The following is a 14,903-nucleotide window of genomic DNA, read 5'->3' as shown; positions in this document are numbered from 1 at the left end:
AATGATTACTATCTTGACTCGAATTGTCGAGAAAATTTTCTGAATTGTATCTCTTTGACTTAAAACAGGTTGTGTCGAGATGAGGTGAGCAATCGGCGGAGAAATCGGAAATTGGATTTGCCAAACGTCAGTAAGCCGATAATATTTATTGAGTAGTCACTGAGCGGCTGTTATCCCGCTCCCAGTCGGAGTCCTGGTCATGCCCGTCTCTCGAATCTTCGGTGAAGGTGAACTCAGCACGGTCACTCGTCCGGCGCCTCAGGCGATCTCGGCCCAGGGCTTCATGGCCTGCCCCGTCCCGATGCAGGGGCAGTTCGCGATGACGGGCTGGATGCAGGAGGTCTATCGGCTGGCCTACGAGCGGGCCCAGGCCTGCGTCCAGGCCCCCTGGCACGAGAGCCACCTCTTCACCTGCATGAATTGATCGAGGGCTTCGGCCTCTACCGACTCGCCGCCTCGCATCAGTCCCTTCGTTTCAGCGCTTCGAGGCCGCATCATCGGGGCCCGATCGAGAAGGAAGGGACGCGAGACCCGGCCCCAGGGATCGACCGGAATGAAGATCTCCGCGAAGGCCGAGTATGCGTGTCTGGCCGTGATCGCCCTGGCCCAGCGCCAACCCGACGATCCCCCGCTCCGGGTCCGGCAGATCGCCGAGTCCCACACGATCCCAGAGCGCTACCTCGTCCAGATCCTGATCCAGCTCAAGGGGGCGGGGCTCGTCTTCAGCACCCGGGGCGCGGCCGGCGGATACCGGCTCGCCCGGAGTGCCGAGGAGATCTCGCTGCGGGAGGTCCTCGCCGCCATCGACGGCCCCGGCGAGCCACCCAGGGAGACCGTCGAGCCGGCCGCACGCGCACTCGCCTCCGTCTGGGAAATGGTCAGGGCCGCCGAGAAGGCCGTCCTCGAGCAGACCTCCATCGCCCACCTCGCCGGCCGTACTACCCCCCAGGACTGGATCATCTGAGCCGAAATCCCGCTCGGCCAGTTGTCAGATGACCAGGATTGCCCCACCACGTACCTTCGCCTATCTTTACTTCGAAGATACCTGGCTCCTGGCTATTCCTAGCCACCAGGGTTCCGGCCTCCTAGAATGTGGTTGTCCTCGGGCAAGGCGTTCGATTGCTGCCCGGGTTCAGGGCGTGAGTCCCCCATGACGACCGCGAACAGCACCTTCGACATCGCCGGCGGCGTTCCTCGCTTCGAACCCCATCCATGGATTCGTGGTGGGAATGCCCAGACAATCGTCTCGCGCTACCTGCCGGGTCGACGCTCGCATCTCGTCTCGACGTCTCATCGCGTACCGATCGGTGACGATGAGAGCGTCTGTGTGCTGGAGTCGATCCCCGAGGGGTGGACCTCGGGCAATCCTTCGGCGGTGCTCGTCCACGGTCTTGCCGGTTGTGCCCGTTCACCTTACGTCGTCAGGACGGCCGCGAGGCTGGTCGAGAACGGTGTCAGGGTCGTTCGCATGAACCTGCGCGGGGCGGGACAGGGTTTCGGCCTGGCGAGGGGGTTCTACCACGGAGGCCGAACCACGGAGCTCCGACGGGTTGTCGAGTGGATGGCGGGACGTGAGCCGACCTCGCCCATCGGGCTCGTCGGCTTCTCACTCGGGGCGAACCTGGTGCTCAAGCTGGCGGGGGAGACGACGCCGGATGAGCTGCCGAACGTCGATTGCGTGGTGGCCGCAAACCCGCCGATCGACCTGGCCGAATGTTGCCGGCACCTCCAGCAACCTGGAAATCGAATCTACGACCGAAATTTTGTGAAGTTGCTCCGCGCCGAGGTCCGCCGATTGCACAAGAGGTTCCCGGAGCTCGGGTCACTGGATCTTACCCAGGTTCGTTCGCTTTACGAATTCGACGATACGTACACCGCGCCCCGTAATGGTTTCCAGGGCGCTTTGGACTACTACGAGCAGTCGAGTTCGGTGCGTTACCTGTCGCGGATCCGGGTGCCCGGACTGGTCGTGCATGCGGCCGACGACCCGTTCATTCCCGTAGAAGTCTTTCACAGGGCTGAATTTCCGCCGAATGTGACTCTGGAGCTGATCCCTGCGGGCGGACACCTCGGATACTTCAGCCGGTCGAGCTGGGAGGGTGACCGGCGCTGGCTCGAAGCGAGACTCGCGACCTGGCTACGCCTCCACTGGGGGCGTCCCCCGGCTCATGGCTGAGGTCTACCAACCCGGCCCCGATTCGGTTATGTTCAGGGCGAGAGTTGTCGTTTGTTCAGTAAGTGGAAGGCTCGAAGGCTTACTTTATTACCATTGGGAACATGGACGTCCCCTAATCCGCTGAATGTCGCATTCAGGCCGTGTCAAATAATGAGGGAGGCGAGGGTTCTCATGGCTGACGCGTTGTTTAACAAATATCGGGCGGCAATCGAGGTCCTCCAGCGCGGTCGAGATGGTTTGGTCGATGAGCTTGCCGAGGACATCCTCAGCCAGGGGGATGAATTCATGGAGAGCGGCTTCCTCTTCAATGAGTTCCTCGAGACCCAGGGGACGCGTCTGCATTTCCTCAGCCTCCTGCTCGGCCAGTTGGAACACTCTGCCGACCTCCTGGATGAGACGCTGACGGCCCCCCCGCCCCCTCCCATCAAGGCCAAGGAGCCGGCGAAGCGCAAGCCTCGAGCCAAGAAGGTCCAGCGCCCGCCCTCCAAGGAGCGATCGGCCGAGGACGCCTGATCTCCTTTTCGAGAGGACGAACCTCCAGACTTTGTGGCCAACACCCCTGCCCCGCTCGTCCGGCCCTCGATGGCCGACGACGCGGGGCTTTTCCATGGACTCATGATCCGGCGATCAACCCCCGGTCGATCCCGAGACCGTCAGGGGTTCGCGTTGTGGCTCGCCCGTCACCGCTTCGGTCGCGTGGGAATTTCCAGGGTTCAACCCCGGGCGGAACGCCAGGACGAAGGCGGCGAGCATCAGGACGTTCAGGACGCAGGGCACCACGAAGACGAGCGCATGCCCGCTCCCGAAATACAAAGCCGACTCCCCGGCGATGAGGCTCCCCAGCAGCGGCCCGATCCCCGCCGTGAGGACGAGCAACAGGGCCTGCGCCCCGGCCCTCCGATGCGACGGTGCCCTGCTATCGATGAAGACCTGGGCCCCGACCGTGAAGCAGGCGATCCCGATGCCATGCAGCGGGATCCCCGCGATCGCGAGCCAGAGCGGCGGGTCGATCGCGAGGCTCCCGTATCGGAGGGCATAGGCGAGGATCCCGAGCGCCAGGGTCCACTTTGTCCTCAGCCGATGGAAGAGGCCGGGCAGGATGGCCAGGGCTGCGACCTCGGGGACTTGTCCGAGGGTCATGACCGTCGTGACCCAGCCTCGGGGCAGTCCGCGATGGACGAGGAAGGTCGGCAGCACCTGATAGACGAACGGCGTCGTGAGCCCGACCCCGAGGGCCGTCGCGAGCAGCACCGCCACCTCGCGCTGGCGGACCAGGGCTAATGCCTCGCGGAGCCCGTTCCCGGCCGGGTCCGTCGCGGCGAGCGGAGGCGTGTTCGGCAGCGTCAGGCAGTAGAGCGACATGACAAGCGAGAGCGCGGACGCGATCCAGAAGGCGACGTAAGTCCCCTGCCCCGAATGCGCGGAGCCCGTCATGAGCATGGCCGCGGTGACGGCCCATCCGATCGCCATCCAGCCGATCGTCCCCCAGAGCCGGACCGCCCCGAATTCCTCGCGAGCGTGCCGTAGGTTCCGGAGTGCCAGCGAGGTCGCGAGCCCCGTCGCCGGCGCGGTGATGAGCCAATACGCGAGGAACCAGCCGAAGATCGCCTCCGGCCGGCTCGTCACCCCGCAGGCGAGCGCGACGAGGATCGTCGTACCCAGGGCGTACACGATCGCGAGGAAGTTCTGCGTCGCCATCAGGCGGTCGACGAGCTGCCCCGCGCCGAGCGGCATGAGGAACGACCCGATGGCGAGCGTTGCGAAGATCCTGCCTCGTTGCCGACCATCGATCCCCAACTCGTGCAAGTGCACCGCGAGGATCGGCCAGAAGGCCCCCTGCACGGCGTACAGCAGCGCCATCATTCCCGAGAGGCGCCAGCGAGTCCTTGCGTACATGCCTGTTCCTGTCGAATCGAAGTGGGCCAGTCGAGCCGGCCACGAGGCGGCCTGGGCGTGGGAGGCTTCGGCGTTGAAGCGTGTTCGGGCGTCGAGAACGCGCGCGGTTCCCAAGGTCGTCCGCGCTGGATCATAACAGGCGAGGCGGATCGGCAGGAATGTCGGATTCGCAAGGGCTGCGAAGTTGGAGGCTCGATGCGAGCGACATCATTGCGCGGAGCCCGGGTCATCTCGGCGAGGCCCGTACCAGATGTCCAACCCCTCCCTCCGCCGGACGGATCGCGTCCGGGAAAGGGCCAGTTGCGCCAGCAAGCCCAGGACCTCCCGCGCCGAATAGGCCCTCAGCTTGCGACCCGAGGTCGTCACGTTCTCCCTAAGGATGACGAATCGCCCCTGCTTGCGGAGGGCCCGACTCATCGCGGCCTCCTCCGCCCCGAACAGCCCTTCATTGAAGCCGCCGACCCCCTGAAAAGCCTCGCGGGTGCAGAACAGGAAGCAACCGCTCGCGAGCCCCAGGGCCCGATAGGCGGGGACTGTGATCGCCTCCAGGATCCGACCATAGAGCGGCAAACGACCGTCGAAGCGGAACCCGCACCCCCCGCCCGCGGCACCGCCTTTCATAGCCCCGACCGCCGAGCGGATCACCCTCTCGTCGACAATCGTATCGGCATCGACGAAGATCAGCATATCGCCGATGGCTTCCCTGGCCCCCGCGTTCCTCGTCGCGGCGATCTGGCGATGTTGGACCGCCACGACGCGGGCGCCGTTCTCGTTCGCGATGGCGGCCGTGCCGTCCGTCGATGCATCGTCCGCGACCACGACCTCGAACGGCTCCCCCGATGCCCTGGCCGCGACGATCAAACTGGCCAGCGTGCGGCCGAGTAGCTTCTCCTCGTTGTAGGCCGGGATGACGAAGGAAAGCATGTCGTCTCCTCGCCGCAGTTTCGTGGTTCAATCTCCCGACGAGCCGTCAAGGAAGGTTCCCGGAACCCTATCCCCGGGTCCTCCGTCTAAGTTTGATTCCAGGGCCACATAGAGGAAGGGGAAAAGTGATGGCACACTTGCGGATCTCGGTTGCGGGAATGATGGGATTGCCCCTCGGGATGGGACTTGTCCTCGCTTCCTTGAGATTTCCCTCCGAGATCACCTCGGCCATCGTGCTCCTGATGACCCTGGCGATCCTGGGTTACGCGATCCTCGCCGTGATCTACCGGACGGAAGCACGCCGGGCATTCTGGCTCGGCTTCACCCTGTTCGGGTGGGGCTCGATGGCACTTACCTGGGAGTCATGGTTAGGAGAAAGAGCGGATCGGCCTGAAGTAGTCACTTCGATCGCCCTCGACCATTTGGATGTCTGGCTTCATCGATCTGCAGACTCTAAGTCGGGCGCATCATCCTACACTGCAGATGGCCAAATCGATCAGCTTAATCGGCATATACAGGCCGAGTTAGATCAGCCAGTCCCAATGCCATTTCCTACCGACACGGCTCTTGAAGACGTGCTTAAATACATCAGGACAGTTACCGCAGGTGAAAAGGATAACGGAATTCCGATATACGTCGACGAAGTTGCCATGAGCGAGTTAGGAATGAAGATGTGGTCGCCCGTGAGAATTGACGTCGAAAATGTGCCTCTCAGGATTACCTTGGGGCTGATCTTGAGGCAGCTTCGGCTTGGTTATGTGGTGCAGGACGGCGTGCTCAAGATTGGCAAGGTGTCCCTCAGTTCAAATGCTGATGCATTTCATCGCATCGGGCAATATTACTTTGCACTTCTGGCGGCATATTGCGGAGGTTGCGCCGGATTTGTTCTGTACAGAACGAAGCCTGGAATCGGACAAACAGCCAGGTAGAAGCGAATCAAAGAACTCGCCCGCGAATCACGGCCGCTGGCGGGCCTTCTTCCGCTCTTCCCGGCGTTCCTGACGCTGGGCCTTGCGTTCTTGCGGTGTCAGCGGCGGCGGGGCGTTGGGGTCGCGGCCCTTGGTGAGGCGTTCGAGGATCGCGGCGGCCCCCTGCACGGCGGAGCGTTCGAGGAGGGTCTTGCCCAGGTCCTTGAGGGCGAAGTTCATGGCGTCGCGGTCGACGACCGGCTTGCTGAGGGTGCCTCGGATCGGGACCTGAATGCGCGTGCCTCCGACGATGTTGCCGAGCAAGGGGCGGTTGCCCACCATCGCGGTGGTGAGTGGGACGCTCGCCTTCATCTCGATGTTGCGATCGAAGTCGACCCAGCCTTCGAGACGGACCTCGGTCAGCTTGCCCAGAGGGAAGGCCAGCCCTTGCTGGTAGACGCGGTGGTCGGCGATCGTGAGTGAGACCGGGTCGTTCAGCTTGATCGTCGGGCGCTCCTCGCGGCCGACGATGTCGAACAGGGTGTCGACGAACGGGCCCGGGGTGAACTCGACGTCCTGGAAGACCACCGCCCCGTCGACGGAGGTCGCCCGCTTGGCCCTCGGATCGAGGGGTAGGTACGCATCCTTCACGTCCACCGAGACGCTGCCCTTCGCTCGAGTTGCGCGGTCGAGGATCGGGGCGACATAAGATAGGAACCGTCGCGAGACCTCCTCATTGATCTCGGCGTCCTCGATGCTCGAGTTGTCGCCGAGACGCAGGACGACGCCGTCATTGGGATCGATCAGGATCCCCGGCTCGAGATGCACGCGGCCCCCGTTCAGGCTCGTGTCGATCGGCGCAACCTTCAGCTTGCCCCCGGCGGCCTCGAGGGCCAGCTCGGTCGGGCCGGTGTGGAGCCCGTAGATGTCCAGTTCCTCGATGCTGACTCCGACCTTCGCGGCGATCGTGCGGAAGGGATCCTCGCCCCGGGCGTCCTGAAACGAGCCCTGCAACGACCAGGGGCTCGCCTTGCCCGTGGCCTTCGCACCCGGCTCGATACGCTGCGAGGCCAGCTCGGTGAGCTTCTCCCAGTTAGGTAGCAAGGAGCCGCGGAGGTCGACCTTTTGTTCGCCGCCCAGCTCGAGGATCTTTCCCGAGCCCTGGACCGAGCCGTACGTGCTGGCGAGAGAAAGCTCGGGGATCTCGAGCTGATCCGAGGCGTGGGCGTAGTCGGCGTTCAGCGCGAGCCGGATCGGCCCCTCGACGGTGCGCTGCACCTCCCCCTCGACCCGACGCCCGAGGTTGAGCACATCCACGCGGGCCGCGAGCCTCGACGCTTTCGCCTCCGTCTCGAGCGAGACCTGGGCCGACCATTCGCCCGACAAGCCGGCCAGCGGCGAGTCGTTAGGATCCGCCAGTGACCGGACGACCGAGGCGACGTCGCCGACCAGCGTCAAGGTGCCGCGAGGGGAGCCCTCTCCGCCGAGGCCCGTCACGCGAAGCCCATCCTCTCCGAGTGCGATAGCCCGGGGGCCCTTCACGTCGTCGGCGGGAAACAGTGTCAGTTCCCCCTTCGTCAAATCGAGCTGGCCTCGGGCCGTCAGGCGGGGCGGCGCGTCGGCCGCGTCGGGGCCAGACGGGGTGAGCCCGATGTCGACCTGCTCTATGGCGAGGCCCTGGCTATCCCAGTGGGCGTCGAGCTTCGCGTCGCCTTGCCGGTTCGTGGCGAGGGGAAAACGGGCCGAGCCGTTGATCTCGCGCTTGCCGTCGCGGCTCTCGACCACGCAATTGCCGGTGATGTCGCCGCTGGCCAGCCCCAACTGGAGGCTCGACCAGGACTCGGGAAACCCCAACGATCCGGAAAGTCCCTGGATAGCCACCTGGACCTGGGCCGCCTCGCGGTGGAACCCGTTCGCCTCGCTCCCCAGCCCGAGCTGCTGGAGCTTCGCGTCGAGGGTCGCCTGGTAGCCCTTGCCGTCGCGTCTGTACTTGCCCTGGAAGGAACCTTTGCCGCTGAGCCCCGGGGAGTTGATGGCGAGGATCTCGCGGAACTCGCCGAGGAACGCCTGGATGTCGATGTTCCCCGAGAGCTCAATTCCATTTTCGAGATCCCCCGTCCCCTGGATGTCGAGCGACTTCGTGCGTGCGGCCAGGCGGTCGAGGCCCCAACTCGTCCCGGTCGGCCTGAGGCGTGCCGAGACGGTCGCCGGCTCCTTGAGCGTCAGGGCCCGGTCGTGGTCGCGAGCCTCGAGGTCGGAGATCCTGGCTTCGATGTCCCAGGCCTGCACGCCCCGTTCGGCCTTCGAGCTGGCCGAGAACGTCGCGTTCCCCTTGTCGAGCACGACCCCTTCGCGGACGTGGAGCCGATGCGGCAGTTCGCGGAGGAGCGCGGCGAGGTCGATGCTTCCTTCGAGCTGCGAGCCCACCGAGGGGGCCGACTTCGCCCGGACCTGCACGATCGGAGAACGGACGTCGAACTGCCCGATGTCCCACCCTTGCGACGTCTCCTTCGCGTGCAATTCGGCCGCGATGGTGCCGAACCGAGGGCGGTCGCCGGCCAGCATCGAGCCCGAGGCCTCGACCGCATCCATGCCGAGCTTGCCGTCGAGTTGCCATCGGCCCAGCTCACTCCTGACGGCGAGCTCGCCGCCGAAGATCCCCGAGAAGGCGAGTTCGGGCGTCCCATAAGTCCAGGTCCACGCGTCTCCCCTGGCGTCGATCGCCAGGAGCGACGACCCATCCGACTCGACCTTCCATCGCTCGTAGCGTCCCTTGAGGTCGAGCTTCGCCGCCCTGGGATTCCCGGCGTTCTTGAGCTGGAGGTCCCAGGAGAGCGGGTTGGGGGCTGAGGGGATGTCGAGCTTGAGATTCACGCGTTCCGCCACGACCGGCGTGGCCTGCGAGTCGTCCTGGAACCGGAGTTTGCCGTCGATCACGCGGACGTGGAGGTCGACCTTGGGGTTCTTGCTCAGGATGGGCTTGATGGCCTCGTAGAGGTCGACGTCGCCGTTGAGCCTGCGTTCGACGCGGAGGTCGGGATGGTCGAGGTGGAGCGTCCCGTACCTCGGGCGGTCGAAGAGGATCTGCCAGAGGTTGCGATCCCAGGTCGCCGTGCTGCACGCGACGACAGGCACCTTGCGGTCGTTGCGAATCTGGAAGCCGGCGAGCCGCGTCGGCCCGAACCAGGAGAAGCGGATGCTACGGAACTGGATCTCCCCCGGCGCGAGCACCCGGTTCGCCCTCACGATGAGCCAGCGGCGGACGGGGGGAGTTCCCAGGAGCCAGGGGATGGCGGCCGCGATCGCGACGAGTCCGACGACAAAGACGAGCCCCGCGATCTTGAGCCTCCTGCGGCGTCGCCCGGCCGGCGCGTTCGTGTCCGTCATGATGAGTCGACCTCCAAGTTTGCCTCGGCCCAGGGCTCGATGCCCGAGGGACTGGGGCCACGATTCGACCCATCCCTACATCTTTCCCATGCTATCCGATGGCCAGGGCGCGCGATAGGGACCGTACGGCGACCGATTATCTCATTGCGACGCCCCGAGCGTTCTGGCAGGCTTGAGGCCGGCGCGGGCTCGATCCGACGCTCGTATCGTCATCCGCGAATGGGAGGAATTCGTTTGGCATCCATCGAAGCGAACGCAGGCAAAACTCTCGCGACGGGGCGGACACCGGGCTGGGCCTGGGGCATCTGCTGGCTGATGTTCGCCTCGACCGTGCTCAACTATATGGATCGCCAGGCGATGGCCCTGGTCGGCGTGAAAGTGAAGGCGGAGTTCCACCTCCTCAACGAGGGCTACGGCTGGGTGCTCGCGTCGTTCGCCCTGACCTACGCCCTCTTCCAGGTCCCGGCCGGCTACATCGTCGACCGGGTGAATGTGCGGACCGCCTATGCCTTGGCGGTCACCTGGTGGTCGCTCGCCGGCATCGCCTCGGCCTTCGCCCCGAGCCTCGCCGGCCTCATGATCTTCCGCGCCTTGCTGGGAGTCGGCGAGTCATTCAACTGGCCCTGCGCCTTGAGGACGACGGCCTTGATCCTGCCGCCGTCGGATCGGAGCCTCGGAAATGGCATCTTCAACTCGGGGGCGGCGGTCGGGGCGGTCCTGACCCCGGTGATCGTCACCCTACTCACGGCGCAATTCGGCTGGCGCGCGGCCTTCGTCTGCGTCGGCACGCTCGGCTTCGTCTGGGTGGGAGTCTGGCTCTTCATCCTGGGGGGCGAGCGCCAGTCGCTTCTTGCGGGCAGGGCCTCGCCAAGGCTCGCGATCGACGACGAGTTCGGCCTGGGCAAGCCGAGGCTCTCGGGCCTCGCCCGCTCGGCCTTCGGCGGTGTCGCCGCGTTGTCAGTCATGATCGCGCTCTCGGCAATCCGCTACGGGCTCCCCGCGCTCTGGTGGAGCGTGGCCACGCTGATGATCGGCCTGCTCCTCATCGCGCTCCTGCTCCCTTCGCAGTCGTTGAAGGGGGCCGACTGGGCCCTGAGCCTCGGCGAGGTCGTCCGCCAGCGCAATTTCTGGATCATGGTCGCCGTCTCCATTTGTATCAACGTCTGCTGGCATTTTCTCGCGAACTGGCTCCCCTCGTACCTGCTGGATGACCGCGAACTCACGTCGCTCGTGGCCTTGATGGCGAAGTTCCAGCAGATGGTCCCGACCTTGAAGGGGGACGCCAAGTATCTGGCGAGCGGCCTCCTGAGCGCGGTGCCGTTCATCGCGGCCGACATCGGCAACCTGGGCGGCGGAGCCTGCTCGCGTTACGTGGCGTCGCGAGGCGTCCCCGCCTCGAGGTCCCGCATGCTCGTGATGGCGTCGTGCACGATCCTCATCGGCGGCGGGGCCCTCGTCGGGGCCATTCGCAATGACCTCGTCGCGATGATCCTGCTCGCCCTGATGGCGCTCGGGACCGCGGCCTACATGGCGAACTACTTCACCTTCACGCAGGAGGTGGCCCCGAAGCACACGGGGTTGGTCGTCGGCATCCTGGGAGGGCTCGGGAACCTGTTCGCGGCGGGGATCCTGCCGTATGTCGGGCGAGTCAAGGATGTCACCGGCAGCTTCGCGCCGTTGTTCGTGCTCGTAGGCCTGCTCCCGTTCGTCGGGACCACGATCCTGGTCCTGGGCTGGCGCAGTCGGCCCTCGAGCCCCGAGGCGGTCGAAGTGGCCTAGACGACCCGGCGGGATTCTGGCAATATCCCGCACTTCACCTCGCGAAGGCGCTCGCCTGCACGCTACCTTGTCGACACAGTCTCGACCCGGACCGAGGGGTCCGTTCAAGGTGATGTCATGATGACACGACGAATTCTCGGGCTGGCCGCGGTACTCTTATTGGCCGGCATCGTCTTCACTGGATGCGACCTGCTGAATAATGAGGTCCGTTCGTCGTCCCCGGCCACTCCTTACGAGGACGACGATCGCGAGAGCAAGGCCGGTGCCGTGGAGTCGAAACCGGCGAAGGGCTTCTTCAAGGCCTCGAGGCTCCCGGGTGCCCTCAGCAACGAGGGACGCGACATCGAGCGAAGCCTCGGGATTCCCTGATCCTCGCAGGGAGTTAGGTAGTCTTCGCGATGAGGAACATGCTGCGGGCCATGCTGAGCCGGATACTCGGGCGGGAGGGCGAGCGGGAAGCCGCTCGCTACCTCCGTCGCCAGGGGCTCCGCATCCTGGTCCGCGGTTATCTCACGCCCCATGGAGAGGTCGACCTCATCGCCCGGGACGGCAATACGCTCGTCTTCGTGGAGGTGAAGGCGCGTCGCCAGGGGAACCCCGCCGAGGCCGTCACTCCCGAGAAACAGCGCCGATTGACCCTCGCCGCCCTCCGATTCCTCAAGGAACATGACCTCCTCGAGCAGCGCTGCCGGTTCGACGTCGTCGCGATCGTCTGGCCCGAGGGGCGTCAGTCCCCGACCATCGAGCACATTCGCGACGCCTTCGAGGCCGTCGGCCGCGGCCAGATGTTCCGCTGAAATTCGACGTCGTCGCGAGGATCTCTGTCGATCTCCCCCTTACGTCCTTCCTCGCTGAAATGTCGTGACGTGTGTAAATATTTCTTGAGCCTTGGGTTTGCTTGGATTTGATCAGCGATTTTTGAATATGACGATGTTGAATTCTTGTTGATTCTTCTTGGCTCGCTTTCATCCCGTCCTTTTCGGTTCAGCTCAAGCCTCCCTTCCGCTTTGCCTCATCCGATCTCTCTCGCAGACCTTCCTATCCTCCCTGATCACCTCTCACCAGGCTTCCCACGTGATTGAATCGTCGAAGCATGTCAATGCCTCGCTTCATGCAGAACGATTCTCGTCTCTAGACATGGATCGGAACCAACGACGTGTCCATGAAAGAATCAATCGCTCAAGCTGCAGGTCTCGGGTCTCGATTTGGGCATTGAAGTGCCTGAATACAGCCTTGCGGATGAGCTCTCTCCGTCGATTTTCCGTGTCTGGTGTGAGGCTGGGTTAAAGAGGGGGACTTGCGAACCCGGGCTCGCTTCCGGAAGTGGTTTGTTCCGGGAGAAGTCGGCCCTTGGCACTTCCCTTGCTAAGACTCTCATCGACGACTTTGACGAACGACGCGTTCCGAAACAGGCTCGGAAGCGTGGACGGATCGTCGGAGGCTGCCATATATGTTGACAGCCATTACGGAGAAGACATCCATGCGCAAACGACTCGCGTTGCTCGGTGTTGGTGCCCTCAGCCTCGGATTCTGCACCTTCTCGGCCCAAGCCGCCGATCAGGGGGCGAATGACGTCCCCGGCCCTATCGACAACCTGCAGGACCTGCAGGACTCCGGCAAGATGCTCTTCAAGGTTGCAGATGAAAACAACGATGGACAGATCTCGCAGCGCGAGGCCGTCGACGCCGGGAATCTCGTAGTGGGCGGCTTCTTCTTCCGCGCCGATGCCAACGGCGACGGAACGCTCTCGAAGGAGGAGTTCCGCCAGGCCCAGGACGCGTTCCTCGCCCAGCGTCCGATCCTCAAGTCCATCATGGATCGGGTGAAGCAGCCGAGCCCCACGGGCGAAAGCACCCCGAACCCGAATGTGGCCCAGGGCTTCCTCGCCGTGGTCGATAGCAACGGCGACGGGCAGGTCCAGAGCTCCGAGCTCCGGCAGATCGTGAACTCCGCCGTGCAGAGCCTCTACGCCTCGGCCGACACCAACCGCGACGGCCAGCTCAACCCCACCGAGGTTAATGCCGCGGCCGTCGGAGCCGTCCGCGCAATCGCCCAGACGGTCTTCGACACCGCCGACGCCGACCACAACGGCCAGTTGAGCCAGGCCGAGTATGACAAGGCCATCACCGTGCCGGCCCACGTCGTCTTCAAGGCCCTGGACGCCAACAACGACGGCCAGATCTCCCCGCAGGAGGCCCAAACGGCCCAGCGCATCCTGACCAGCCAGATCAAGCTGCTCCAGGTCCCCGAGCCGGCCAACTCAGCCAAGAACTTGCTGAAGACCGGCGCCCAGCCCGAGCAGGTCGCCCCGGTCCCAGACCTCAAGAACGCTCCCCCCGTCCAGAACACGCAGCCCCGGACCAATCAGTAAGGTCCTCGTGAGACCTTAATGAGGGGTCAGCCAGGACTTCCCATCTCGGAGCGTGGCGAGAGGTCCGTTAAGGAGCTCTTCAAGACCTCCCTGCCTGGCTGATTGAAGGTCGAGACCGCCCGCGGAATGTTCCGCTGACGGTCTCGACCTTTTCGTTGGTGGTGCTGATGGCTGAGTTCTTCCAGGTCCAGGATCAAACGAAAAGGGCCGAGTCTTTTGGACTCGGCCCTTCGCATTGATCGGGTTGGAACTCGACCCTCGGGGTTCAGGAGGAGCGGGCGGAGGCGATGATGGCGTCGAGCACCTTCATCTGGGCCAGGCCGTCCTCGGCGGGCACGGGGAGGGCCTTATTGTCGACCGCTTGGGCGAAGGCGTCGACCATCTTCGCGTACTGGTTATGGCCGTCGAAGATGAGGTCGCGGACGGCGTCCTTGGCCCGCAGATAGGCCATGGGACGAGCCGGGGGGAGGTAGGCGTCCGGGACCGCGATCGTCCCCTTGGTGCCAATCAGCGAATAGCGATGCAGGAGTCGCTGCTCGAAGCTGCAATCGAACTCGGCGAGCACGCCGTTCGGGAACTTGAGCACGGCTGAGAGCGACATGTCGACCCCGGTAGGCCCGAAACGGGCGACAGCATGGCAGGTCGTCGGCTCGCAGCCCGCGAAGAGACGCGCGGTGCTCAGCCCATAGCAGCCGACGTCCCAGAGGGCGCCGCCGCCTCGCTTGGGATCGAGCCGCCAGTCGTCCCCTTCCATCGTGAAGCAGAAGGTCGAGCGGATCACCTGGAGTTCGCCGATGGCCCCGTCCGCGACGAGGCGGCGGAGCGAGGTCGTGCGGACCTGGTGGCGCCACATGAACGCCTCCATCAGCACGACACCCTTGGCCTTGCAATGATCCACCATCTGCTGGGCCTCGGCAGCATTCAAGGCCAGGGGCTTCTCGCAGAGGATGTGCTTGCCGGCGTCGGCCGCCTTGAAGACCCACTCGCGATGAAGTTCGTTGGGGAGCGGGATGTACACCGCGTCGACGGCGGGATCCGAGAGCACCTCATCGTAGTTGGAGTAGCCCTTTTCGACCCCGAATTCCTTGGTCCAGGCCGCCACCGTGTCGGCGTTACGACTGGCGAGGGCGTGGAGCGTACCGCGGTGCGAGGCCCGGATCCCGGGGATCAGCCCGCGACGAGTGATCCGCGCACAACCAAGGATACCCCAACGCAGCTTCGATTCAGCATTCATCTTGGGATGAGTCCCCTGCCCGTTCCACTCAGCGGTTCGATGGGTCTCAACTTCGCCGAAAATCGGCTGGTTGGCAAGAACCCATCCTTTTCTTAGTCCAGGTTCGTCGAAGATGCAAACGCTTTCGCATAACCGTAGTACGCAAATAATTGCGTCATGACTAAACTTGGTGGACTTGGGCCTGGGAAAAAGCGTACCCATCCATTCCGGCGAGGCTTTAAGTATCCC

At 64.3% G+C, this 14,903-nt stretch carries 13 protein-coding genes; 9 read left to right on the top strand and 4 right to left on the bottom strand.

Annotated features, from left to right (window positions below):
• Window positions 1-199 precede the first annotated feature (199 nt).
• The 4 genes from ACOYYX_RS34035 (at window position 200) to ACOYYX_RS34020 (ending at window position 2,689) form a co-directional block, all read left to right on the top strand.
• Window positions 200-424, top strand: coding sequence for a hypothetical protein (locus ACOYYX_RS34035; protein WP_422927105.1), 225 nt, complete (start codon window positions 200-202; stop codon window positions 422-424).
• A 129-nt stretch (window positions 425-553) separates the two neighbouring features.
• Window positions 554-964 carry an RrF2 family transcriptional regulator gene (locus ACOYYX_RS34030; protein ID WP_422927104.1) on the top strand — a complete coding sequence of 137 codons (411 nt, stop codon included), beginning with the start codon at window positions 554-556 and terminating at the stop codon, window positions 962-964.
• Window positions 965-1,150: 186 nt separating this feature from the next.
• The gene (locus tag ACOYYX_RS34025; protein WP_422927103.1) at window positions 1,151-2,176 is read left to right on the top strand and encodes a YheT family hydrolase; all 1,026 of its coding nucleotides are present in this window, start codon (window positions 1,151-1,153) and stop codon (window positions 2,174-2,176) included.
• Window positions 2,177-2,347: 171 nt separating this feature from the next.
• Window positions 2,348-2,689, top strand: a complete 342-nt coding sequence (locus ACOYYX_RS34020; protein ID WP_422927102.1) for a hypothetical protein — start codon at window positions 2,348-2,350, stop codon at window positions 2,687-2,689.
• Window positions 2,690-2,803: 114 nt separating this feature from the next.
• Here ACOYYX_RS34020 and ACOYYX_RS34015 read toward each other — a convergent pair whose 3' ends face one another.
• Both ACOYYX_RS34015 and ACOYYX_RS34010 read right to left on the bottom strand, forming a co-directional pair.
• A complete protein-coding gene (locus tag ACOYYX_RS34015) occupies window positions 2,804-4,072 on the bottom strand; it encodes an MFS transporter (RefSeq protein WP_422927101.1) in 1,269 nt (422 codons plus the stop codon).
• A 207-nt stretch (window positions 4,073-4,279) separates the two neighbouring features.
• Entirely contained in the window at window positions 4,280-4,996 is a 717-nt protein-coding gene (locus ACOYYX_RS34010; protein WP_422927100.1) for a glycosyltransferase, read from the bottom strand.
• A 128-nt stretch (window positions 4,997-5,124) separates the two neighbouring features.
• On the opposite strand from ACOYYX_RS34010, the gene ACOYYX_RS34005 reads away from it, so the two are divergent.
• Window positions 5,125-5,925, top strand: coding sequence for a hypothetical protein (locus ACOYYX_RS34005; RefSeq protein WP_422927099.1), 801 nt, complete (start codon window positions 5,125-5,127; stop codon window positions 5,923-5,925).
• Window positions 5,926-5,952: 27 nt separating this feature from the next.
• Here ACOYYX_RS34005 and ACOYYX_RS34000 read toward each other — a convergent pair whose 3' ends face one another.
• Window positions 5,953-9,291: a hypothetical protein gene (locus ACOYYX_RS34000; protein ID WP_422927098.1), complete on the bottom strand. Its 3,339-nt coding sequence runs from the start codon at window positions 9,289-9,291 to the stop codon at window positions 5,953-5,955.
• 234 nt (window positions 9,292-9,525) lie between these two features.
• On the opposite strand from ACOYYX_RS34000, the gene ACOYYX_RS33995 reads away from it, so the two are divergent.
• From ACOYYX_RS33995 to ACOYYX_RS33980, 4 genes are all read left to right on the top strand, one after another.
• The gene (locus ACOYYX_RS33995) at window positions 9,526-11,070 is read left to right on the top strand and encodes an MFS transporter (RefSeq protein ID WP_422927097.1); all 1,545 of its coding nucleotides are present in this window, start codon (window positions 9,526-9,528) and stop codon (window positions 11,068-11,070) included.
• 117 nt (window positions 11,071-11,187) lie between these two features.
• Window positions 11,188-11,439 carry a hypothetical protein gene (locus ACOYYX_RS33990; RefSeq protein WP_422927096.1) on the top strand — a complete coding sequence of 84 codons (252 nt, stop codon included), beginning with the start codon at window positions 11,188-11,190 and terminating at the stop codon, window positions 11,437-11,439.
• A 38-nt stretch (window positions 11,440-11,477) separates the two neighbouring features.
• A complete protein-coding gene (locus tag ACOYYX_RS33985) occupies window positions 11,478-11,867 on the top strand; it encodes a YraN family protein (protein ID WP_422931702.1) in 390 nt (129 codons plus the stop codon).
• A gap of 683 nt (window positions 11,868-12,550) precedes the next feature.
• Window positions 12,551-13,441, top strand: coding sequence for an EF-hand domain-containing protein (locus ACOYYX_RS33980; protein ID WP_422927095.1), 891 nt, complete (start codon window positions 12,551-12,553; stop codon window positions 13,439-13,441).
• 265 nt (window positions 13,442-13,706) lie between these two features.
• Here ACOYYX_RS33980 and ACOYYX_RS33975 read toward each other — a convergent pair whose 3' ends face one another.
• Entirely contained in the window at window positions 13,707-14,675 is a 969-nt protein-coding gene (locus ACOYYX_RS33975) for a Gfo/Idh/MocA family protein (RefSeq protein WP_422927094.1), read from the bottom strand.
• Between the last annotated feature and the right edge of the window lie 228 nt (window positions 14,676-14,903).

The organism is Singulisphaera chitinilytica, from assembly GCF_049331405.1.
Lineage (GTDB): Bacteria > Planctomycetota > Planctomycetia > Isosphaerales > Isosphaeraceae > PoT.
Note: the sequence above shows the minus strand (reverse complement) of the source record. Positions and strands in the feature narration are given on the sequence as shown.